This is a genomic window from Streptomyces cucumeris (assembly GCF_024295805.1).
In the GTDB taxonomy this organism is placed as follows: domain Bacteria; phylum Actinomycetota; class Actinomycetes; order Streptomycetales; family Streptomycetaceae; genus Streptomyces; species Streptomyces cucumeris.
Window position 1 is genome coordinate 349,266 of sequence record NZ_JANCLX010000006.1, and the last position, 21,199, is coordinate 370,464.

A 21,199-nucleotide genomic window follows, 5' to 3' on the forward strand; every position below is an offset into this window, starting at 1 on the left:
AGGGCCATGGCACCGGACGGGCCGGGCGTCACCGCCGGGGAGCGGATCGCGGCGGAGCCGCCGCTGTCCCGCAACCGTGACTACCGTCTGCTGTGGGGCAGTCAGGCGCTGTCGGAGTTCGGTTTCCACGCGACGATGATCGCGTTCCCGCTGCTGGTGCTGGCGCTCACCGGCTCCGGCGCCGCCTCCGGCCTCGTCATGGGCACCATCGCCGCCGCCCAGATGGTGGCCGGGCTGCCCGCCGGGGTGCTGGCCGACCGCTACGACCGCAAGGTCATCATGCTGGTGTGCGAGGGAGCGCAGACGGTGTCCGCCGTCACTCTGGCGGTCGCGGTGTGGACGGACACGGCCACCGTGGCGCATATGGTGGTGGTGGCCGCGGTGTTCGGGGCGTGCGCGGCCCTCTTCGAACCGGCCGAGAGCGCGTCGCTGCCCGCGCTGGTGACCGATGCCCAACTGCCCACGGCCGTGGCGATGAACACCGCCCGCGCCTCGATGGGCCAGCTCTCGGGTACCGCCACCGGCGGTTTCCTCTTCGCCGCGGGCCGCTTCGTACCGTTCCTCGCGGACGCCGTCACCCACGCGGTGTCCTTCACCGCCCTGCTCTTCCTGCGGCTGCCGCGGCGGGAGCGGCCCGCGGGCCCGGCGCCGCATCCGGGCCGGGAGGTGCTGGACGGACTGCGGTGGGTGTGGCGGGAGCGCCCGATCCGGGTGACCGTGCTGTGCGCCATCGTGCTCAATCTGTTCTTCAGCGCCTTCTACATCGTGGTCGTGGTGCTCGCCGGGACCCGCGGGGTGCCCTCCGGGGAGGTCGGTGTCATGGCGGCCATGCTGGGCGCGGGCGGACTGGCGGGAGCGCTGGTGGCCCCGGCGTGGCACCGCCGGCTCGGCCCCTACCGGGCGATCGTGGCGGTGTTCTGGGCGCTGGCCCTGCTCACCCCGCTGGCCGTGCTGGTGCACGACGGCTATCTCACCGGGGTGCTGTTCGCGCTGATGGCGCTGTTCCCGCCGACGGCCAACACCGCCATCATGACGGACCAGTTGCTGCGCACCCCCGATGCGCTGCGCGGGCGGCTGACCAGTGTGCTGGTGCTCGCCTGCGGCGCGGCCGGGGCGGCGGGACCCGCGCTGGGCGGTCTGCTCACCGAGGTCCTGCCGGGCGACGGGGCGATCCTGGTGTGTTCGGCGGGGATCACCGTCGCGGCGGTCCTCACCACGGCGGGTCCGACCCTGCGCGGACTGCCCCGGGACCGCCCGGAGGAGGAGCCGCCCGGGGACAGTTGACACCGCACGTCCGACAGGCCATCACCACGCGCGTCAATCGCCGTGGACCACAAGGAACGGGAAGAGGAGAGAACACCATGGACGACAACGCCCGCTACCAGGTGCTGCGCAACGACGAGGACCAGTACTCGCTGTGGCCCGCCGATCTCGAGGTGCCCGAGGGCTGGCACCCGGTCGGCAAGGAGGGCACCAAGGAGGAGTGCTCGGCCCATGTCGACGAGGTGTGGACCGATATGCGGCCGCGCAGTCTGCGCGAGCGCATGGAACAGGCGGCCTCCTGACGGTTGCGTCCGGGTGGCGACGGGGCCGGTGCGCGATGCGCCCGGCCCCTCGCCACGGTGTCACCCGGGCCGGCCGACCGCGGTGGAGCTCAGCTCCCGGGGACGTAGAACGCGGTGGTGTTGCGCATCGCCGTGTCCGCCTCGTCCGACGTCGCGCCCGAGGCCCGGTGGGCCTCGCCCCACGCCCGGCTGCTGCGGGTCATGAGGTCACGCGCCTCCGGCGAGACGCCCCATGCCTCCGGATCGGTGATGGTCTCACCGCGCAGATGGCGTCCGAGGCCGAGCAGCCCGAGGTCCCAGCCGACACCGACGGCGCCCGGACCGTAGGTGGTCCAGCGCTCGGCGTCGACGGTGGCCAGGTGTTCCAGCTCCAGCGCGGTCCGGTCCTCGCCCCCGGGCGTGAGCCGTACCGCCACCTCGCTGACCTCCGCCTCGTCCGCGGGCTCACCGAAGATCCAGCTCACCCTGAGCAGCCGGGGCGGTTCGCACTCCAGGATCCGTCCCCCCGCGTTGCCCTCGAGCCGGTAGCTGCCGCCGGGCCGGAGGTCGCCGGTGACCGGCAGGAACCAGCGGCTCAGCCGCTCGGCGTCGGTGCACGCCGCCCAGACCTCCCCGACCGGTGCCGGGTACTCGCGCCGCAGGGTGACGGTGCGGGCCGCCGCGCCGGACGGGAGCTGTCGGGTGCCCACCGCGCGGTGGACCGTGGCGAAGGGATCGGTGCTGTCGCTCATGGGGTGTCCTCTGCCTGGCGGAGGTGTCCAGGGCACCACGGAAACACACGGTGGACAACAGCCGCAGCACACCGGACTCAGGGTGGCGTGTCGCCGCGCGCCGCCGCCCGCTGAAGCACCTGAGGCAGATCCGCCAGCCGGTCGAGTCCGCCGACCACCCTGGCCATGCGGTGGTTGTGGGACAGCCGCTCCCGGTGGCGGTGCAGAAAGGCCCAGTAGCCGGTGGTGTACGGGCAGGCCCGCTCCCCCGTGCGCTCCTGGGGCCGGTAGGCGCACGGACCGCACAGATCGCTCATCCTGCTGATGTACGCACCGCCGGAGGTGTACGGCTTGGTGGTCATCAGCCCGCCGTCGGCGTACTGCGACATCCCGACGACGTTGGGCAGCATCACCCAGTCGTACCCGTCCACGAAGCAGCGGTGGAACCAGTCGGTGACGGCCGCCGGATCCCAGCCGTCCTGGAGGGCGCGGCTGCCGAGCACCATCAGCCGGGGGATGTGATGGGTCCATCCGGTGTCCCTGACCTGGGCCAGCACGGTGGACAGACAGCGGGCGGTCAGCGCGTCGGCGTCCAGCTCCAGGAACCACTCGGGCAGCGGCGCGGTGTGCCCGAGGGCGTTGCGCCTCCGGTAGTCCTCGCCGAAGTGCCAGTACAGGTGCCAGACGTACTCGCGCCATCCGGCGATCTGCCGGATGAACCCCTCGACGCTGTTCAGGGGCGCGGCGCCGTCCCGCCAGGCCCGCTCCGCACGGTCCACGCAGTCGGCGGGGTGCAGCAGTCCGAGGTTGAGCGGTGCGGAGAGCAGGCTGTGGCTCATGACGGGGTCGGCCGCGAGCATCGCGTCCTCGTGCGGTCCGAATCCGGGCAGCCGGTGGGTGATGAAGTGGCGCAGCGAGGCCAGCGCCTCCCGCCGGGTGGCCGGGAACCCCCGGGGTCCGTCACGGCCGACGAAGGACACGGTGCCGTCGCGTTCCCAGCGGTCCAGGTCATGGCGGACCCGCTCGTCGATCTCGTCCTCGGCCGGCCGCCAGGGGCCGGGGGCGCCGAGGGTCCGGGCGGTACGGGGTGGCGGTTCGCGGTTGTCGTGGTCGAGGTTCCAGCGGCCGCCCGCGGGCTCGTCGCCGTCCATGAGCAGATCGTGTCCGGTGCGCACCCAGCGGTAGAAGTCCTCCAGCCGCGTCCGGCCGCCGGTGTGCCCGGCCGCCCAGTCCGCGAACGCGTCCTGGCCGACCAGGAAACCCCGGGCGGGCAGCACCTCCACGGCGGGGAGCGAGCGGACCAGCTCCAGCGCGCGGCGGGAGGTGGGGTGGCAGACGGTGACCGGGCCCTCCCCGACGGCTTCGGCCAGCCCCTCCCGGTAGGTGTCCGCCTGGACGTAGACCACCCGGTCGCCGAGTTCGGCCGCCCGGTGGCGCATGGCGGAGAGCAGCAGATGGGCCTTGGCGCGGTGGAACCGGCGGCGGCGCAGCACCGAGCGGGCCTCGATCATCACCACCGGGGCCCGGCGGTCGGGGCCGTGGTGGCGGGGGTCGAGGAAGTGGGGTCCGAGCTGGTCGCCGAAGAGCCAGTGCGCACGGGGTGCCATCCGGCTCACGCTAGGCCCTGTCCTGCCGGTCTTCGTGGACCGGCCCGCGGCGGACACCGGACGCCGAGTAAAGATTTCTGAGTTCTCGCCACAGACCCTTGTGCTGGCCGTTCAGCCGTCTCTACTGTGGCCCGCCATGGAACACGAACTCCCCGCCCAGCGGTCCGGGGGCGACGACGAATCCGTGGGCGAGCGGCTGCGCACCCTGCGCCGGGCCCGTCGTCTGACGCTCCGGGCCGTCTCCGGGTCCGCGGGGATCAGCGAGGGCTATCTGAGCCAGATAGAACGCGGTCAGGCCAACCCCAGCATCGCCACCCTCCAGCAGATCTCCGCCGCGCTCGGGCTCAAGGTGGCCGATCTGTTCGGCGACGACTTCACCAGCGGGCCGAGCGTGCTGCGGGCCGACGAGGCGCCGCGGCTGGCCCTCGGGGTGCTCGGCGGACGCAAGTTCCGGCTGACCCCGGGGCCGCAGCACCATCTCGAGGTGTTCCTCGGGGAGTTCGACGCCGGTGGTTCCACGGGCGAGACCCTGTACAGCCACGGCGACTCGGAGGAGTTCCTCTACGTCCTCGAGGGCACCGTCAAACTCTGCCTGGGCGAGCGCTCCTTCACCCTCGGCGGCGGCGACAGCATCCGCTACTCCTCCGCCGTACCGCACCGGCTGTGCGAGACGGCCGGCGCCGCAGCCCGGGTGCTGTGGGTGATCAGCCCGCCCAGCTACTGACCCGTCCGCACCCACCAGAGAAACCGGGCCATCCACGACCGCCCGACCAGCGGCCGGACTACACGATTGGCTGAGTGCCACAGTGCTGAACGGAAACGTGTCCTTCTGGTACCGCCAGACCGGCTTCCCCGAACGACGGCCGCCGCTGGACGGCGATCTCACCACCGATGTGTGCGTGGTGGGCGCGGGCTTCACGGGGCTGTGGACCGCGTACTACCTCAAGCGGGCCGCGCCCGAACTCGACATCACCGTCGTGGAGCGGGAGTTCGCCGGGTTCGGTGCGTCGGGGCGGAACGCGGGCTGGCTGAGCAGCAAGATCGCCGGATCCGCCGCCACCTACGCCAGGCGGCGGGGCCGCGACGCCGTGATCGCCCTCCAGCGGGAGATGGTCCGGACCGTGGACGAGGTGATCGCGGTGGCGGAGACCGAGGGCATCGGGGCCGATATCGTCCGCAGCGGCTATCTCACCGTCGCCCATGGGGCGGCCCAACTGCCCCGGCTGCGGACGGTGTACGAGCAGGCGGGCCACTGGGGAATGCCGGACCTGAGGTGGCTGAGCGCACCGGAGGTCACGATGCGGCTCCGGCTGGACGGGGCGCTGGCCGGTTACCACAATCCGCACTGCGCCCGGGTGCACCCGGCCAAGCTGGTGCGCGGGCTGGCCGAGGCGGTGGCGGCGCGCGGGGTACGGATCCTGGAGTCCACCCCGGTGACGGCGATCGCGCCCGGCCGGGTCAGCACACCGTTCGGCACCGTCCGCGCCGACCGGATCGTACGCGCCACCGAGGGCTTCACCAGTGCGCTGGAGGGCGAGCGGCGCACCTGGCTGCCGATGAACTCCTCGATGATCGTCACCGAACCGCTCCCCGACCGGCTGTGGAAGCGGCTCGGCTGGGAGGGGCAGGAACTGCTGAGCGACGCCACCCACGCGTACACCTATGGGCAGCGCACCCCCGACGGGCGGATCGCGATCGGCGGCCGGGGTGTGCCGTACCGTTTCGGCTCACGCACCGACCGGAGCGGGCAGACCTCGGCGGACACCGTGCGGGCCCTGCGCTCGATCCTGACCTCCCTCTTCCCGGACACCGCGGACACCGCCATCGACCACACCTGGTCGGGGGTGCTGGCCGTGCCCCGCGACTGGTGCGCCTCGATCGACTTCGACCCGGCCACCGGGCTGGGCTCCGCCGGCGGCTATGTCGGCCACGGGGTGGCCGCCACCAATCTGGCCGGACGCACCCTGTGCGATCTGCTGCTGGGCCGCTCCACCGAGCTCACCGCACTGCCCTGGGTAGGCCACCGCACCCGCAAGTGGGAACCGGAGCCGCTGCGCTGGCTCGGGGTGCACGGGATGTACGCCGCCTATCGCGCGGCGGACCGGATCGAGGCCGCCGGCCGGACCACCACCTCCCCCATCGCCCTGCTCGCCGACCGGATATCTGGACGCTGACCCATGAACCACATCACCGCCACCGCCGAGGCCACGGGTGAGTCCGGGGCCGCCGACCGTACGCGGGCCGCCCGTCGGGCGGGTCTCGCCTCCTTCATCGGCACCACCGTCGAGTGGTACGACTTCTACATCTACTCCACCGCCTCCGCACTCGTCCTCGGCGATGTCTTCTTCGGTGGCGGCGGTGGTACGACCGGCGCGCTGGAGGCATTCGGCACCCTGTGGCTGGGGTTCCTCGCCCGGCCGATCGGCGGTCTGCTCTTCGGACACCTCGGTGACCGTATCGGCCGTAAGAAAACGCTGGTCACCACCTTGCTGATGATGGGCATCGCCACCACCCTCATCGGACTGCTGCCCGGCTACGACGAGGTCGGGGTGGCCGCGCCCGCGGCGCTGGTGGTGCTGCGCATGCTCCAGGGCATCGCGGTCGGCGGCGAATGGGGCGGCGCGGTGCTCATCGCCAGTGAACATGCGCCCAAGGGGCGGGCGTTGTCCTTCGGCGCCTTCGCCCAGCAGGGCTCACCCGCCGGATCGATCCTGGCCACCGGGATGTTCGCGCTGCTCACCCAGCTTCCGGACGAGTCGTTCGACGCCTGGGGCTGGCGCATCCCGTTCCTGTTCTCCGCCGTGATGGTGGTGATCGGCCTCGCGGTGCGGCTGAAGGTCGAGGAGTCCCCGGAGTTCTCCCGGCTGCGCGAGGAGAAGCGGGTGGCGCGGGTCCCGCTGCGGGACCTGGTCACCGGACACCCCGGAACCCTCGTGCTCGGTGTGCTCGCCAGCTCGATCGGCATCGCCGCCACATACTTCATCACCACGTTCATCCTGTCGTGGGCCACCGGCGATCTGGGCATGGACCGCTCGACCATGCTCAATGTGCTGCTCGTCTACAGCGTGGTGCAGTTCTTCGTCCAGCCCTTCGGGGTGGTGCTGGCCGAGCGCTTCGGTCCGCGCCGGACCGTGGCCACCCTGCTGGGCCTCAACTTCTTCCTGGTACCGGTGATGTACGCCTGTGTCTCGACCTCGGACGCGGTGCTGGCGGGGCTGGGCATCTGTCTGCTGGGGGTCACCGGCGCGATGAACTACGCGATCCTGGCCGGGCTGCTGGCCGCCGCGTTCCCCATCGCGGTGCGCTACACCGGTATCTCGCTGTCCTACCAACTGTGTTCGGCGCTCATCGGCGGTACGGCACCGCTGGTCGGCGAGTGGCTGCTGCGCTCCTCGGGCGGCTCGATCGTGCCGGTGGTGATCTACCAGATGGTGCTGGTGGTGGTGTCCCTGATCTGCTCGGTGGCCCTGCTGGCACGGGCACGGACGGTCCACGACTGACCGCCGTCACGGAACGACCGGAGCCCGCAGCGGTGCCACCGCTGCGGGCTCCGTACGCGAGCGCTGCTCAGCCCGCTCCGGGGGCGGACATCACCAGCTCGAACGGGGCCGAGCCGCACGGCTCCCCGTTGATCTGGAGCTCCACCGTGTGCTCCCCGGGGTGGAACACCCGGGTACTGATCTGCCGGAAGGAGCGCACCCGGCTCAGGGTCTCCGTCTGCCCCGGCTCCAGGGTGGTCGTGGTCAGCTTGTACACCTTCGGGGCGGTGCTGCCGTTGGCCTTGCGGTAGTGGACGAGGTAGTCGATGGCCAGCCGCAGGGGTGCGGTGCCGGTGTTCTCCAGAGTGAAGCCGAAGCGCAGTTCCCCACCGACCCGGACGACCGGCTCGGCCACCGTGGGACCGGAGACGGCCAGTGTGGTGACGGGTTCGAAGCCCAGCAGCGCCAGGGCGCGCGGATCGCCGCGCTTCACCACCGTGCGCAGGGCGTGCCGGATCACCCGGGGCGTTTCGGCGCCGGGTGCCGCGGCCCAGGCGGCGGCGGTCTCCACGGCCAGCTCCGGCCGGTCGTGGCTGATGTCGTTGAGGTGGTTGGCCACCGAGCGCCGCACATACTCCGAGGGGTCCCGGTACAGCGCGTGGAGCAGCGGCAGGGTGGCCTCGGGCCGGGCGAAGAGCACGGGCACCCGGACCGCCCAGGGCAGCCGCGGCCGGGTGCCCTCGCTGGCGAGCCGCCGCACATGCTCATCGGGGTGGGCAGTCCACTCCGCTATCACCGCCATGGCCCGGTCCGGATCGGCGTTCAGCAGTCGCCGGATGGCGTATTCGCAGGTCAGTCGGGGTGTGAGCGCGGCCAGCAGCCCGAGCGCGTCCTCGAAGACATCCCCCGGGGCCGCCGGACGCTCCGCCAGGTGCTCCAGCGCCCGCGCCGCCACGGCCTCGCTCACCGGCCAGATCAGCCAGCCGGTGAAGCCCTCGTCGCCGAGCGCGGCCCGCACCCGCCCGGCCAGCTCCGGGTAGTCGCCCGGCAGATCGGTGAGCAGGGCGTCGCGGACGAGGTCGCTGCGCTGCCGCAGCCCCAGTCCGTCCAGCGCGGCCACCGTGGCCCGGACGGCGGTGAGCGGCCGCCCCGGGGCCACCGCCTCCATCCGGGCGGCGAGATCCGCCACCACGCCGGCCCCCAGCAGTTCGTCCGCGGTCGGCACGGAGCATCCCCCTGTCATCGGTGCGATCGGGCGGCCTCCGGGAGTGTGCACCGGAGAACCGCGGGATTCACTTTAACAGCGGGCATCGGGCGCCCCGCGCGGGCGAGTTCACGCGCACGGGAATTCCGTGCGCGGCCGTCCGGAGAACCGAAAGCGGACCACCGGTCCCTTTCTTTTCCGGCACAGGTCCTTTTGCCGGGGCGTTTCGCCGTCTTATGCTGCGCGATACGCACGGAGCCGACTACCCCCGGAAAGGGGCAGTGGCAATGCAATCGAGTACCGACACCTCCCTGCGGCCCGACGACGGGGACGCCTTCCGGCAGGCGCTCCGGTCGGTCCAGAAGCGCTCACGGCTCCCGGTCGTCTTCGGCGGCCAGGTGTGCGAGGGCGTCCTGCGGCTGTCCCAGTTCGCCGGGGTGCGGACGGCGGCGCTGCGCGGGCTCGGCATCAGATCCGCGGCCGGTCTGGGCGGCCGGGTCCTGGCCAGTGCGCGGCCCGCCTCGGTGGCCGACTACGAGGCCGCCCGGTCGATCACCCATGACTACGACGGCCCGGTGTCCGCGGAGGGCATCCGGTCCGTGGTCGCCGTCCCCGTCGTGGTCACCGGGACGGTGCGCGGGGTGCTGTACGGCGCCAGCCGTACCGTCACCTCCCTCGGCGACCGGACCACGGACACGGTGGTCGATGTCTCGCGGCAGCTCGCCGGGGAGCTCGCGGTACGGGACGAGGTGGACCGGCGGCTGCGCCTGCAGCGCGCGGCGGAATGCGAACCCGCCACCCCCGAGGAGCGGTTCAGGGCCGAGGAGGTCCGTGAACTCCACGCCGAACTGCGGCTGATCGCCCAGGCCGTGGGGGACGAGGCGCTGCGCGCCCGGCTCTGTGCCGCCTCCCGGCGGCTGGCCGGACTCGGCTCCGCCACTCCGCAACCGGAGGTCTCGCTCTCCCCCCGGGAGCTCGATGTCCTCGCCCAGATCGCGCTGGGCTGCACCAACGCCGAGGCCGCCGGCCGGCTCTCGCTGCGCCCCGAGACCGTCAAGGCGTATCTGCGCGGCGCCATGCGCAAACTGGACGCCCGGACCCGTTTCGAGGCCGTGGTCACCGCCCGCCGCCGGGGCCTGCTCCCGTAGCGGCGGGGCCCGCGCCCCTGACGGCCGGTTCTCAGGCGAGCAGCGGGGCCAGCCGGTCGGCGTGCTCCCGCAGGACGGCGATCAGCTCACGGTTGGGCTGGGCCACCCGTGCCGGCGGACCGGACAGGGCGAGCCCCGCGACCAGGGCGCCGGTGGCGGGATGGCGTACCGGGACGGCGAGACAGCCACGGTCCGGACGCAGTTCACCGCAACTCCGCGCGAGTTGGCCGGCGGACACCTCCTTGAGCTCGGCGGTCAGCCCGGCCCGGTCGGTGATGGTGTGCCGGGTGAACCGGCGCGGTTCGGGGAGGGCGAGGCCGTCGGTGTCGTACCCGGCGGCCCCGGTGTCCTCGGCGAGCAGCAGTTTGCCCAGTGCGGAGGCGTGCGGATGGCGGGCCAGCAGGGCTTCCTCGGACGGCGGGTGGTCGGGGTCGGGATCGGTCAGCACGATCCGCCCGGTGGTGAGGTCGGCCAGGTGCACGCCCCAGCGGATCACCTCCCGGAGGTGGTCGAGCACGGCGCGGGCGGCGGTCGGCAGCCGCGGGGCGACGGGGACGCACAGCCGGGCGGCCCGGCGGCCGAGCGCGAAACCGCCCAGGCCCGGCAGCCGGACCAGGTACTCCTCGGCGACCAGCAGATTGAGCAGCCGGTAGGTGGTCGCCGAGGGCAGTCCGATGGCGTGCGAGATCTCCTTCGCGGTCGCCCCCGGCCCGATCGCGATCACCTCCTCCAGTACGGCGAACGCGTTGCGCACCGCCCGCGGCTGGCGTCCGGGCAGGGCGGCGGGCTCCCTCGGCGGACTCATCCGCGCTCCCGCGGGGCGGCCGGGCCGTGGAGCAGATCGGCGGCGCTGGTCTCGTCGTAGATCCCCACCCCCGCGAGCTGCCGGGGGCGGCGCAGCCGCAGCCAGCCGAACCACAGCGCACCGGCGGCCGGGACCGCGCCGATCGCCACCAGGGCCCAGCCGGACCGGGTGGTGACGAAGGCGCCCAGGACCACCATCAGCACCGGTGCGCAGACCGCCGTGACCAGCACCGGGACGACGGTGAGTTCGCCGATGCGGTGCAGGAAGACGGGGGCCGCGAGACAGATCAGCAGATAGGCCACGAGATAGCCGAAGGCGGAGGTGTTGAGCAGGGCCGGCAGCGCACGGCTCGCGTCCACGCCCGCGAGCCGCAGCGCCACGGGCACGGCGGCCAGCGGTGGCAGGGCGACGGCGATGGCGAGGTGCGGCGTACGGTGCCGGGGGTGGGCGGCCCCGAGGGCGCGGGGCGCGATGCCCTCCCGGCCCATCGAGAACAGCACCCGGACCAGGGCGGTGGCGCTGGCCAGCGCGGCGGCGAAGAAGGACAGCGCGATCCCGCCCTCCAGCAGCACCGAGAGCCAGGGCAGCCGCTGGGCGGTGGCCAGGGTCTCCACCGGTTCCCGCTGCCCCGCGAGCCCGCCGGGGACCTGGTCGAGGCCGAGCTGCTGGGCGGAGGCGGCGAGCAGCAGGAGCAGCCCGGAGGCGCCGGCCGTCCATTGCACGGCGCGCGGCACGGTGCGGAACGGGCGGCGGGCCTCGACCCCGAGGGCCGCGGCCGCCTCGAAGCCGATGAAGGCGGCGAGCGCGGGCAGCACCCCGGCGGCCGTGGCGCCGAGGTCGGGGCGGGCCAGACCGAGGGCGTGCAGATCGTCCGGGAGTCCGTGGCGGGCCAGCAGCGTTCCGAAGATCGCCAGCATCAGGGTGATCGAGACCGCCTCGAGCAGCAGCATCACCCGCGCGGCCAGCCGGATCCCGAGCACCAGCAGGGCGGTCGCGGCGGCGGCGAGCACCAGCAGGAGGGTGATGAAGACGGGGGCGGTACGGCCCGTGCCGACCCCGGTACGGGCGAGCAGGATGCCGAGGTAGTTGGCCGAACCGCTGAGGGCGGCCATGGTCAGCGCGCCATAGCCGACCAGCAGCGCACAGCCGCTGGTGAAGGCGGCGGTGGGGCCCAGGCCCTTGGCGGTGAGGCTGTACAGCGACCCCGCCGCGGCCATCCGCCGGGTGAACTGGCCGACGCATGAGCCGACGAGCAGGGCCACGACGGTGGCGACGGCGAACGACCAGAGGGTGGCGGACCCGGCCAGGGAGGCCACGATCGCGGGGGTCGCGGCCATGGCGGCGGTCGGGGCCGCGCCGGACACCGACTGGGCGAGCACCTGGAGCGGATCCAGCCGCCGCCGGGCCAGCCCGTGCACCGGGGACCGGGCCCGCAGCCGGTGCGGCTCACGGGTGGCGGCCTCGGCCAGGGCCACGTACCCGGCGGTACGCGGCGGACCCGGCCGCTCCTCCACCGGGGGCCCACTCCGCTCGCCGGGCCGCATCGGGCTCCTCCCGTGTGCTGGGGACCGGGCCGCCTGGAATCCTCGCGGAAGGCGGCCGGGAATTGTGTCCGCGCGGTCCTTCGTGGCGAACAAGGTAACGCACGGTGGCGCGCGGTCCCACCGCCCGGACCGAATGAGAATTCCCGGTGCGCGATTCCCGGGTTATGAGAATGCGCGCCCGGCGCATTCCCCGGTGGCGCGAGAGCGGCGGTCCGGGATTTCCCGGCCGGGAGATCGAGCCTTGACCGTCCGGTGACGGCCCCGCGAACGTCGGTGCCCATCGCCATCCGCCTCGACCAGATCCCTGGGAGGATCCATGGACGCGGGGAGAACATTGACACTCACCGGCTCGCTGGGAGTCCGGTCGGTCGTCTTCATGGTGGTGGCCGCGGCGGCCCCGCTCACCGTCATCGCCGGGGCGGTCCCGGTGGGCATCGCACTCGGCAACGGGGCGGGGTTCCCCGCCACGTTCGTGGTGTGCTGCGCGATCCTCACCCTGTTCGCGGTGGGCTTCTGCGCCATGACCCGCCACGTACCGCACGCGGGCGCCTTCTACGCCTACGTCCAGCGGGGGCTGGGGCGGGTGACCGGGCTGGGCTCGGCCTTCCTGGCGCTGGCCGCGTACACCGCCGTCCAGCTCGCGGTGTACGGCTACTTCGGCGCCACGCTGCGGGACCTGGTGGTGCACTACGGCGGCCCCGGACTGCCCTGGCCGCTGTACGCGTTCGCCGCGCTCGGTCTGGTGGCGGTGCTCGGCTACCGGCATATCGAGCTGTCCAGCAGGGTGCTGGGGGTGCTGCTGGTGTGCGAGGTCGGCATCGTGCTGGTCTTCGACCTGGTGGTGACCGTCCGGGGCGGGGATTCCGGACTGTCCACCGCACCGCTGCACCCCTCGGAGATCGGCTCGGGATCGCCCGGCATCGGGATCATGTTCGCCATCGCCAGCTTCCTGGGCTTCGAGGCCACCGCCGTCTTCCGGGACGAGGCCCGCGACCCCGAACGGACCGTCCCGCGCGCCACCTATCTCGCCCTGCTGCTGATCGGCGGCTTCTACGCGCTGTCGTCCTGGGCGCTGGTGTCCGCCTGGGGCGAGCGGAAGGCGGTGGCCGAGGCGGGTTCCGATCCGGCGGGCATGCTGATCGCCTCGGTGACCCGCTACCTCGGCGGCACGGGCGGCGATCTGGTCCGGATCCTGCTGGTGACCAGTCTGTTCGCGGCGCTGCTGTCGTTCCACAATGTGGTGGCGCGCTATGTGTTCTCGCTGGGGCGGTCCTCGGCCCTGCCCCCCGCCTGGGGCCACTGCCACCCCCGCCACGGCTCGCCGTACCGGGCGTCGCTGACGCAGAGCGCCGCCGCCCTGGTCCTGCTGGGGGTGTTCGCGGCGGCCGGTCTCGACCCGGTCAGCGAGGTGTTCGCGTGGATGGCCGGGACCGCCACGCTGGGGGTGCTGGTGCTGATGTCGCTCACCTGTCTCGCGGTGATCGTGTTCTTCCGGCGCACCCGGGCGGACATCCGCCCCTGGCATACCCTGATCGCCCCGCTGCTGGGTCTGGCAGGACTGTGCGGCGCTCTGGTGCTGACCGTGTCGAACTTCCCGCTGCTGATCGGTGGTTCCACCGGACTCGCCGTGGCCATCGAGGCGGTGCTCGCCACCTTCTTCGCCGCCGGTGTGGTGCTCGCGAAGCTCCGGCACGGCGCCGCCCGCACCACCGGACACCATCCGGAACCGCCCGACCCGCCCCACCGTGAACTGGAGGAACTGGCATGAGCACCGCGCCCCTCGCGGCCACCGCCGCCCATCCGCTGGACATGGTCACCGAGGAGGAGATCCGTACCGTCAAGGAGGTGCTGACCGGCGCCGGACTGCTCACCGGGAGCGTCCGCATGGCGTTCTGCGCACTGGAGGAGCCGGAGAAGGCCGTGGTGCTGGCCCACACCCCCGGTGCGCCGGTCGACCGCCGCTTCCGGACCCTGTTGCTGGACCTGGCCACCGGCGGCTCCCGTGACGTCATCGTCTCGGCCACCCGGTCCGCGGTGGACCGGGACACCGAGCTGGATCCGGCGGTGACCGGCCAGCTCCCCATCACCGACACCGAGTTCGACCTGGTGGAAGAGGTGCTGCTGGGCAGTGAGGAGTGGTGCTCGGCCCTCAAGCGCCGTGATCTCGACCCCGGTTCGGTGCGCACCGTCCCACTGTCGGCGGGGGCGTACGACGACTACCCCGCCGAGGCGGGCCGCCGGATCGTCCGTGCGCTGGGTTTCCAGCAGCTGCACGACAGGGACCACCCGTGGGCCCATCCGGTGGACGGTCTGGTGGCCTTCGTGGACCTCACCCGCCGCGAGGTGCTCCGGGTCGTCGACCACCGCAACCACCCGGTCCCGGCCGAGCCCGGCAACTTCGACGACCCCGAGCAGACCGGTCCGTACCGCACCACGCTGCGGCCGATCGAGATCACCCAGCCGGAGGGGCCCGGTTTCACCCTCGAGGGCAATGAACTGCGCTGGGAGAACTGGAGCCTGCGGATCGGCTTCAACGAACGCGAGGGGCTGACCCTGCACCAGATCGCCTTCGACGAACGGCCGGTGGTCTACCGGGCGTCCGTGGCCGAGATGGTGGTCCCCTACGCCGATCCCTCCCCGGTGCGCTTCTGGCAGAACTACTTCGACTGCGGCGAGTACATGTTCGCCCGCTACACCAACTCGCTCGAGCTGGGCTGCGACTGCCTCGGAGAGATCACCTACGCCGATGTGGTGATCGCCGACGACTTCGGTGAACCCTCCGTGATCCGTAACGCCATCTGTCTGCACGAGGAGGACTACGGCGTCCTGTGGAAGCACAGCGACATGTTCGCGGGCTCCCATGAAACCCGCCGCCAGCGACGGATGGTGATCTCGTTCTTCACCACCATCGGCAACTACGACTACGGCTTCTACTGGTACCTCTACCTCGACGGCACCCTCCAGTGCGAGACCAAGGCCACCGGGGTGGTGTTCACCTCCGCCTACCCGGAGGAGGGCCACCGGTTCGCCAGCGAGATCGCCCCCGGTCTGGGCGCCCCCTACCACCAGCACCTGTTCTCCGCCCGGCTGGACATGATGGTCGACGGTCCGCGCAACGCGGTCGACGAGGTGGACGCGGTGCGGGTGCCGGTCGGACCGGACAACCCGTACGGCAACGCCTTCGCCGAACAGCGCACCCGGCTCACCCGGGAATCGCTCGCCCAGCGCTCGGCCGACGGTTCCAGGGCCCGCACCTGGCACATCGTCAACCCGGAGCGGACCAACCGGTTCGGCCGCCCCACCGGCTACGCCCTCCACCCCGAGGGCGGTCCCACACTGCTGGCCGACGACTCCTCGGTCATCCGCGGCCGCGCGGCCTTCGCCACCCGGCATCTGTGGGTCACCCCCTACCACCCCGATGAGCGCTATCCGGCGGGCGACTTCGTCAACCAGCACCCCGGCGGCGCCGGACTGCCCGCGTGGACGGCGGCCGACCGCGCGGTGGACGGCGAGGACATCGTGGTGTGGCACACCTTCGGCCTCACCCACTTCCCGCGCCCCGAGGACTGGCCGGTGATGCCGGTGGACTACGCCGGCTTCACCCTGAAACCGGTCGGCTTCTTCGACCGCAACCCCACCCTGGACGTACCACCGGGCACCGGTGGCCACTGCCACGGCAAGGGCTGAGGGGGCGGCTTTCCGGTGATGGCGCTCGCGGCGCTGCTCGGACTGCTCGGCAGCGGCTGCTGTCTGGCGGCTCACCGGACACGGCCACCGCGCCGCTGGGTACCCCATCTGGTCATGGCCGCCGCCATGGTGGCCATGGCCCTGCCCGGGGCGGCCGATCCCCTCGGGCCCGCGCTCTGGTGTCCCGTCCTGGCCGCCGCCACCGGCTGGACCGCGCTGACGGAGGCCGAACCACCGCGGGTCCGGCTGCCGGTGGCACTCGATCTGCTCGCCATGGCGGCGCTGTCCTTCCTGCACTGGCGCGGTGCGGCCGGCGGTGGCACCACCGCCGCGGTGGCACATGCCCACTCCGGCGCCGGGGCCGGCCGGGGCGTCACCGCCGTGTCCCGGTACGGCGGAGGCCCTGGCCTCACCCTGACCGCCCTCGTACTGATCGCGCTGTGGGCCGCGGCCCGCATGGCCCTGCTGCGCCGCGTCCGGATCCGGCGGGGACGGGCCGGGCTCGGCGCTCTCGCCACCGCGGGCGCCCTCGGCCTGATGCTCCCGTGAGCCGTGCGGACCGTGCCCCGGCAACACCCCTCCGTATCCCACCCTCCGAATCCCACCCCTCCGGCACCTCCCCACCCTCCGACAGCTCCTCACCCTCCGAGAGAAGGACGAACCATGACCACCACACTGGACAGTGTCGTCTCCCCCGCCGTGCGCGACTTCCTCGCGGGCGACCGGAAACTGCTGATCGACGGGGAGTGGGTGGACGCCGCGGCCGGCGCCACCTTCGCCACCCACGACCCGGCCACCGGACGGAAGCTCACCGAGGTGGCCCTCGCCACCGCCGAGGACGTCGACCGGGCCGTTGCCGCCGCCCGCCGCGCCTTCGAGGGCCCCTGGAGCCGGATCACCCCGTCCGAGCGTCAGCGCCTCGTCTGGCGGATCGGTGACCGGCTGCTGAAGCGCGCCGCGGAGTTCGCCCAGCTCGAGTCGCTCGACAACGGCAAGTCGGCGGGGGTCGCCCAGGCGGTGGACGTCACCTGGGCGGCGGACATCTTCCACTACTACGCGGGCTGGGCCACCAAGGTGGAGGGCAGGACGATCCCCGTCTCGGTGCCCTGGGTGCCGGACGCGCAGTGGCACGCCTACACGCTCCGCGAGCCGGTGGGGGTGTGCGGGCAGATCATCCCGTGGAACTTCCCGCTGCTGATGGCCGCGTTCAAGGTGGCCCCGGCCCTGGCCACCGGCAACACCGTCATCCTCAAGCCCGCCGAGCAGACCCCGCTGACCGCCCTGCTGCTCGGTGAGGTCATCCAGGAAATCGGCCTGCCGCCGGGCGTGTTCAACATCCTCACCGGATACGGCGAGGCGGGTGCCGCCCTCGCCGCCCACGACGGGGTGGACAAGGTGGCCTTCACCGGTTCCACCGAGGTCGGCAAGAAGATCGTGGACGCGGCGCGGGGCAACCTCAAGAAGGTCTCCCTGGAACTCGGTGGCAAGAGCCCCAACATCGTCTTCGCCGACGCGGATCTGGACGCGGCGGTGCCCGGGTCGGCCAACGCCTGGCTGTTCAACCACGGGCAGTGCTGTGTGGCGGGCACCCGGCTCTTCGTGGAGGACACCATCTTCGAGGAGTTCACCCAGGCCGTCGCGGACTTCGCCGGACAGGCGGTGCTCGGTCCGGGCCTGGATCCGGACACCCAGGTCGGCCCGCTGATCGACCAGGAACAGCTGGACCGGGTCACCGGCTATCTGCGGCAGGGGCTGGCCGACGGCGCCCGCGCGCTGACCGGCGGTGGCCGCCACGGCGACACCGGCTTCTACGTCCAGCCGACCGTCCTGGTGGACGTACGGCCCGAGGCGAGCGTGGTGCGCGAGGAGATCTTCGGACCGGTGGTGGTCGCCCAGCCCTTCAGCGCCGCGGAGGGCGTGGCGGCACAGGCCAATGACACCGACTTCGGTCTCGCGGCCGGGGTGTGGACCCGTGACCTCTCACGGGCCCACCGGGTCGCCCGGCAGCTCAAGGCCGGGACGGTCTGGGTCAACACCTACAACGCCTTCGACACCGCGATGCCCTTCGGCGGCTACAAGCAGTCCGGCTGGGGCCGGGAGCTCGGCGAGGGCGCGATCGACCTCTACACCCAGGTCAAGGCGGTCAACGTACAGCTCTGACGGCGGGGTCGTCCCCCTGGGGACGGCGGGTCCCCCGGCACCCGCCGTCCCCGGTCCGGAGGTCAGCCCAGCCCGGCGAACTCCCGGCGCATCCGGGCGGTCAGTTCCGCCGGGGCCTTGTCCGGTGAACCGCTGTCGTACGGCGGCTGCGGGTCGTACTGGAGCATGAGCTGGACGGTCTGGGCGGCAGTGTCCCCGGCGAGCCGCCCGGCCAGGGCCAGGGCCATGTCGATCCCGGCCGAGACCCCCGCCGCGGTGACGTACTTGCCGTCGAACACATAGCGTTCGTCCACGGCTTCCGCCCCCAGCTCCGCGAGCCCGTCCATGACGGTCCAGTGGGTGGTGGCGCGGCGGCCGGTGAGCAGCCCGGCCGAGCCGAGGATCAGCGATCCGGTGCACACCGAGGTCGTCCAGGTCGTGGTGGCGTCCACGGCCCGCAGCCATTCGAGCACCGCGGGGTTCTTCTGCTGCTCGCCCGGGAACGGGCCGCCGGGCACGAGGACGACGTCGGGCCGTGTCACCTCCTCCAGGGTGGCCCCGGCCACGAGCTGGAGGCCGCCGCTGTCATTGCCCACCGGGCCCCGGCGCTCGGCCACGAACACCGTCTCGGTGCCGGGCAGTGAGGCGAGCGTGTCGTACGGGCCGATGGCGTCGAGCGCGGTGAAGTGTTCGTAGAGCAGGATCGCGATCTGCACGAGATGCCTCTCGGTCGGTGTGATGACGCCTGGCGGTGGACCGCCGGGCGGGATGGCGGGGAGCGCGTCGCGGGGCGCGGGACGCCCGGGAAACGCCTCCTCAGGGGTGGAAACGGCGCCGGTACTCGGCGGGGGCCGCGCCCAGGTCACGGACGAAGGCACGGCGCATGGCCTCGGGTGTGCCGTAGCCGCAGGCGCGGGACACCTCCTCGATCCCGTCGTCGGTGTCCTCCAGCAGCCGCCGCGCCGCTTCCAGCCGCGTCTGGTCCACATAGCGGCCGGGCGAGGTGCCGATCTCGTCCCGGAAGGCGCGGGCGAAGTGGCGGGGCGACAGGTTCGCCCGCTCGGCCAGCGCGGTGACGGACAGATCCGCACCCGGGTGTTCGGCGATGTACTGCTGGATGTCGCGCAGCGGACGGCGCTGGGCGCTCTGCGCCGCGAGCTGGACGCTGAACTGCCGCTGACTGCCGGGGCGGCGGAGGAAGACCACCAGATAGCGGGCGATGGTGAGGGCCACCTCGCGGCCGAGGTCCTCCTCCACGAGGGCGAGCGCGAGGTCGATACCGCTGGTGACCCCGGCGGAGGTGGACACCGTCCCGTCGCGGATGAAGATGGGATCGGGGTCCACCTCCACGGCCGGGAACCGCTCCGCCAGCCCCTCGCACAGCGCCCAATGGGTCGTCACCCGGCGTCCGTCCAGCAGTCCGGCCGCGGCCAGCGCATAGGCGCCGGTGCACACCGACACCAGACGGAGTGCCGCCGGGGCGGTCTCACGCAGCCACTCGACAACGCCGGGATCCATCGCCCGGGTGCCCTCACCGCCCGGGACGATCAGGGTGTGCGGGGCGGTGGCGCCGCGCAGCGCGAGGTCCGGCACGACCGTCAGCCCACTGGAGGTGCGCACCGGTGAGCCGTCGAGGCTGCCGGTCCTGATGTCGTACGCGCCGGGGACCGCCGAGGCCGCGCCCGTGAAGACCTCCAGCGGGCCGGTGAAATCCAGGCTCTGGACGCCGTCGAAGAGCACGATGAGCACGGTGCACCGTTCCATGGGTTCCATGCTGGCCGCTGGGAACGGTGGCAGCAATGACGGACTTCCCACCTTTTCTGCCATGCCCGTCGGTGCCCGGCGTCTCATGATCATCGCCACAACGGAGCGCGGACGGCGGCCGCGCGCCCCTTCCGCACACCCGCTCCACCAGAAGGGGAACGCGCTCCGGGTCCGCGTCCACCCGGCGTCCGGACGCCCGGGGCCCCCGTTGACTGCCGCCGTCCGGCCCGACCAAGGTAGGGCGAATCCCGGGGCGGCGTCCCCTTGAGAAACCCCAGGGGAGTTGAGGCGGAGATGGACCGGAAACGTGATCCCGAGAGACCGGTGCGCCCGGACGGCGCCGTGGACCGGCCGGACCATCCGCTGTTCGCCGCGATCCTGCGGGCCGCACTGGAGGGGCGGACCGGGGCGGTCGTCGTGGACCTGTCCCGGGTGCGTACGGTCACGGCGGACGGTATGCGCGGACTGCTGGACTGCGTGCGCTCGTTACGGACGCTGGGCGGCACGCTGTACCTGGCGGCCGCTCCCGAGGCCGTCGCACGGCTGCTGCGGCTGACGCTGGTCGGCACCGGGGTGGGGCTGTTCCCCACCGTGACGGAGGCTCAGCGGGCCGCTGCCGCCCCCGGGAGCGGTACGGCCCCGGGGACGGAGCGGGCGGCGGCCGCGGCCCGGGAGACCGAACTGGAGCGGCTCCGCCGCGAGACCGCGGATCTGCGCGGGAAGCTCCGCTCGCATCCGCTGATCGCCCAGGCGCAGGGCATCCTGCTGGAGCGCTACCGGCTGGCCGGCCCCGAGACGGCGTTCACCCTTCTGAAGGAGAGCTCACAGGCGCACAACGTGAAGCTGCGCACCCTGGCGGCGGCGCTCGTGGCCGTACCGCGCCCGGCACCCGGCAGCGCGTGGTGGTTCCCGGGCCGGGTGCGCCGCCCGGCTCCCCCGCTGCCGCTGCTGCCGGAGATGGACAACGCGGGCGCCAACCGCGGCGCGGTGGTGAAACGGGTCCTGCACCAGGCGCTGGAGACGGTGGGTTCGGGCATGGGGGACCTCCAACTCGTCGACCCGGCACGGCGGCTGCGGATGGAACAGCACCACGGCTTCGACCAGGAGTTCATCGACTACTTCGCGGTGGTCGGCGAGGGGGAGACACCCTGCGCCCTGGCGGCCGAGCGGGCCCGTCCCGTGGTGTCGGACATCGCCACCGACCGGGTGTTCTCCGCCGAGGCCCGGGACATCGTCCTCGCCACGGGCTCGCGCACCGTGCACAGCTTCCCGATGACCGGCGGTTCGGGCCAGGTCGTCGGGGTGTTCTCCCTGCATGTGACGGAGACCGGCCGGAGCCTCGCGGCGGGTGAGGAGCGGATCCTCGCCCAGCTCGCCGCGCAGGGGGGCGCCTGGCTGGAGTGGCACGAGCAGACGGTCCTGCGTGACGCCCTCGAACACCTGCACCAGCGGGCCCGTCGCGACCGCGGTACGCCGTCCGCCGCCTCCGGCCCCCCGCACGGGTGAGGACGGCCTTGACGGGCGGCCCGGCCGGGTACCCCTGGCGT

Annotated in this window: 18 protein-coding genes; 11 read left to right on the forward strand and 7 right to left on the reverse strand. The window is 72.9% G+C overall.

The features are described 5' to 3' along the window. Window positions 1–6: 6 nt before the first annotated feature. A complete protein-coding gene (locus NMK44_RS12265; protein WP_254741616.1) occupies window positions 7–1,284 on the forward strand; it encodes an MFS transporter in 1,278 nt (425 codons plus the stop codon). A gap of 77 nt (window positions 1,285–1,361) precedes the next feature. Further along, window positions 1,362–1,565: an MbtH family protein gene (locus tag NMK44_RS12270; RefSeq protein ID WP_254741619.1), complete on the forward strand. Its 204-nt coding sequence runs from the start codon at window positions 1,362–1,364 to the stop codon at window positions 1,563–1,565. A gap of 89 nt (window positions 1,566–1,654) precedes the next feature. Here NMK44_RS12270 and NMK44_RS12275 read toward each other — a convergent pair whose 3' ends face one another. Continuing rightward, window positions 1,655–2,296, reverse strand: a complete 642-nt coding sequence (locus NMK44_RS12275; protein WP_254741622.1) for an SRPBCC domain-containing protein — start codon at window positions 2,294–2,296, stop codon at window positions 1,655–1,657. Between the two features lie 77 nt (window positions 2,297–2,373). After that, window positions 2,374–3,882: a cryptochrome/photolyase family protein gene (locus tag NMK44_RS12280; RefSeq protein WP_254741625.1), complete on the reverse strand. Its 1,509-nt coding sequence runs from the start codon at window positions 3,880–3,882 to the stop codon at window positions 2,374–2,376. A 136-nt stretch (window positions 3,883–4,018) separates the two neighbouring features. Between NMK44_RS12280 and NMK44_RS12285 the strand changes: the two genes are divergently transcribed. The 3 genes from NMK44_RS12285 (at window position 4,019) to NMK44_RS12295 (ending at window position 7,382) form a co-directional block, all read left to right on the forward strand. Then, a complete protein-coding gene (locus NMK44_RS12285; RefSeq protein ID WP_254741628.1) occupies window positions 4,019–4,606 on the forward strand; it encodes a helix-turn-helix domain-containing protein in 588 nt (195 codons plus the stop codon). A gap of 82 nt (window positions 4,607–4,688) precedes the next feature. Further along, on the forward strand, window positions 4,689–6,056 hold the full coding sequence (locus NMK44_RS12290; RefSeq protein WP_254741631.1) for an NAD(P)/FAD-dependent oxidoreductase: 1,368 nt from the start codon (window positions 4,689–4,691) through the stop codon (window positions 6,054–6,056). A gap of 3 nt (window positions 6,057–6,059) precedes the next feature. Beyond that, on the forward strand, window positions 6,060–7,382 hold the full coding sequence (locus NMK44_RS12295; protein ID WP_254741634.1) for an MFS transporter: 1,323 nt from the start codon (window positions 6,060–6,062) through the stop codon (window positions 7,380–7,382). A 67-nt stretch (window positions 7,383–7,449) separates the two neighbouring features. On the opposite strand, the gene NMK44_RS12300 is transcribed toward NMK44_RS12295, so the two are convergent. Beyond that, the gene (locus tag NMK44_RS12300) at window positions 7,450–8,586 is read right to left on the reverse strand and encodes a DNA alkylation repair protein (protein ID WP_254741637.1); all 1,137 of its coding nucleotides are present in this window, start codon (window positions 8,584–8,586) and stop codon (window positions 7,450–7,452) included. A gap of 266 nt (window positions 8,587–8,852) precedes the next feature. Between NMK44_RS12300 and NMK44_RS12305 the strand changes: the two genes are divergently transcribed. Next, on the forward strand, window positions 8,853–9,713 hold the full coding sequence (locus NMK44_RS12305; RefSeq protein WP_254741640.1) for a LuxR C-terminal-related transcriptional regulator: 861 nt from the start codon (window positions 8,853–8,855) through the stop codon (window positions 9,711–9,713). A gap of 31 nt (window positions 9,714–9,744) precedes the next feature. On the opposite strand, the gene NMK44_RS12310 is transcribed toward NMK44_RS12305, so the two are convergent. Both NMK44_RS12310 and NMK44_RS12315 read right to left on the reverse strand, forming a co-directional pair. Further along, the gene (locus NMK44_RS12310) at window positions 9,745–10,518 is read right to left on the reverse strand and encodes an IclR family transcriptional regulator (protein ID WP_254741643.1); all 774 of its coding nucleotides are present in this window, start codon (window positions 10,516–10,518) and stop codon (window positions 9,745–9,747) included. Beyond that, window positions 10,515–12,032, reverse strand: coding sequence for an APC family permease (locus NMK44_RS12315; protein ID WP_254741646.1), 1,518 nt, complete (start codon window positions 12,030–12,032; stop codon window positions 10,515–10,517). Before NMK44_RS12315 ends, NMK44_RS12310 begins: the two co-directional genes overlap by 4 nt. Before the next feature lie 364 nt (window positions 12,033–12,396). Between NMK44_RS12315 and NMK44_RS12320 the strand changes: the two genes are divergently transcribed. The 4 genes from NMK44_RS12320 to NMK44_RS12335 all read left to right on the forward strand — a co-directional run bounded on the left by NMK44_RS12320 (window position 12,397) and on the right by NMK44_RS12335 (window position 17,909). Next, window positions 12,397–13,830 carry an APC family permease gene (locus tag NMK44_RS12320; RefSeq protein WP_254741649.1) on the forward strand — a complete coding sequence of 478 codons (1,434 nt, stop codon included), beginning with the start codon at window positions 12,397–12,399 and terminating at the stop codon, window positions 13,828–13,830. Beyond that, a complete protein-coding gene (locus NMK44_RS12325) occupies window positions 13,827–15,749 on the forward strand; it encodes a primary-amine oxidase (protein ID WP_254741652.1) in 1,923 nt (640 codons plus the stop codon). Before NMK44_RS12320 ends, NMK44_RS12325 begins: the two co-directional genes overlap by 4 nt. Before the next feature lie 15 nt (window positions 15,750–15,764). Continuing rightward, a complete protein-coding gene (locus NMK44_RS12330) occupies window positions 15,765–16,298 on the forward strand; it encodes a hypothetical protein (protein ID WP_254741655.1) in 534 nt (177 codons plus the stop codon). Between the two features lie 114 nt (window positions 16,299–16,412). After that, the gene (locus tag NMK44_RS12335) at window positions 16,413–17,909 is read left to right on the forward strand and encodes an aldehyde dehydrogenase family protein (RefSeq protein WP_254741658.1); all 1,497 of its coding nucleotides are present in this window, start codon (window positions 16,413–16,415) and stop codon (window positions 17,907–17,909) included. A gap of 62 nt (window positions 17,910–17,971) precedes the next feature. Here NMK44_RS12335 and NMK44_RS12340 read toward each other — a convergent pair whose 3' ends face one another. Together NMK44_RS12340 and NMK44_RS12345 are read right to left on the reverse strand one after the other, a co-directional pair. Beyond that, entirely contained in the window at window positions 17,972–18,604 is a 633-nt protein-coding gene (locus tag NMK44_RS12340; protein ID WP_254741661.1) for a DJ-1/PfpI family protein, read from the reverse strand. 100 nt (window positions 18,605–18,704) lie between these two features. After that, entirely contained in the window at window positions 18,705–19,652 is a 948-nt protein-coding gene (locus NMK44_RS12345) for a GlxA family transcriptional regulator (protein ID WP_254741664.1), read from the reverse strand. 294 nt (window positions 19,653–19,946) lie between these two features. Between NMK44_RS12345 and NMK44_RS12350 the strand changes: the two genes are divergently transcribed. Continuing rightward, window positions 19,947–21,158 carry an ANTAR domain-containing protein gene (locus NMK44_RS12350; protein ID WP_254741667.1) on the forward strand — a complete coding sequence of 404 codons (1,212 nt, stop codon included), beginning with the start codon at window positions 19,947–19,949 and terminating at the stop codon, window positions 21,156–21,158. The last annotated feature ends 41 nt before the right edge of the window (window positions 21,159–21,199 follow it).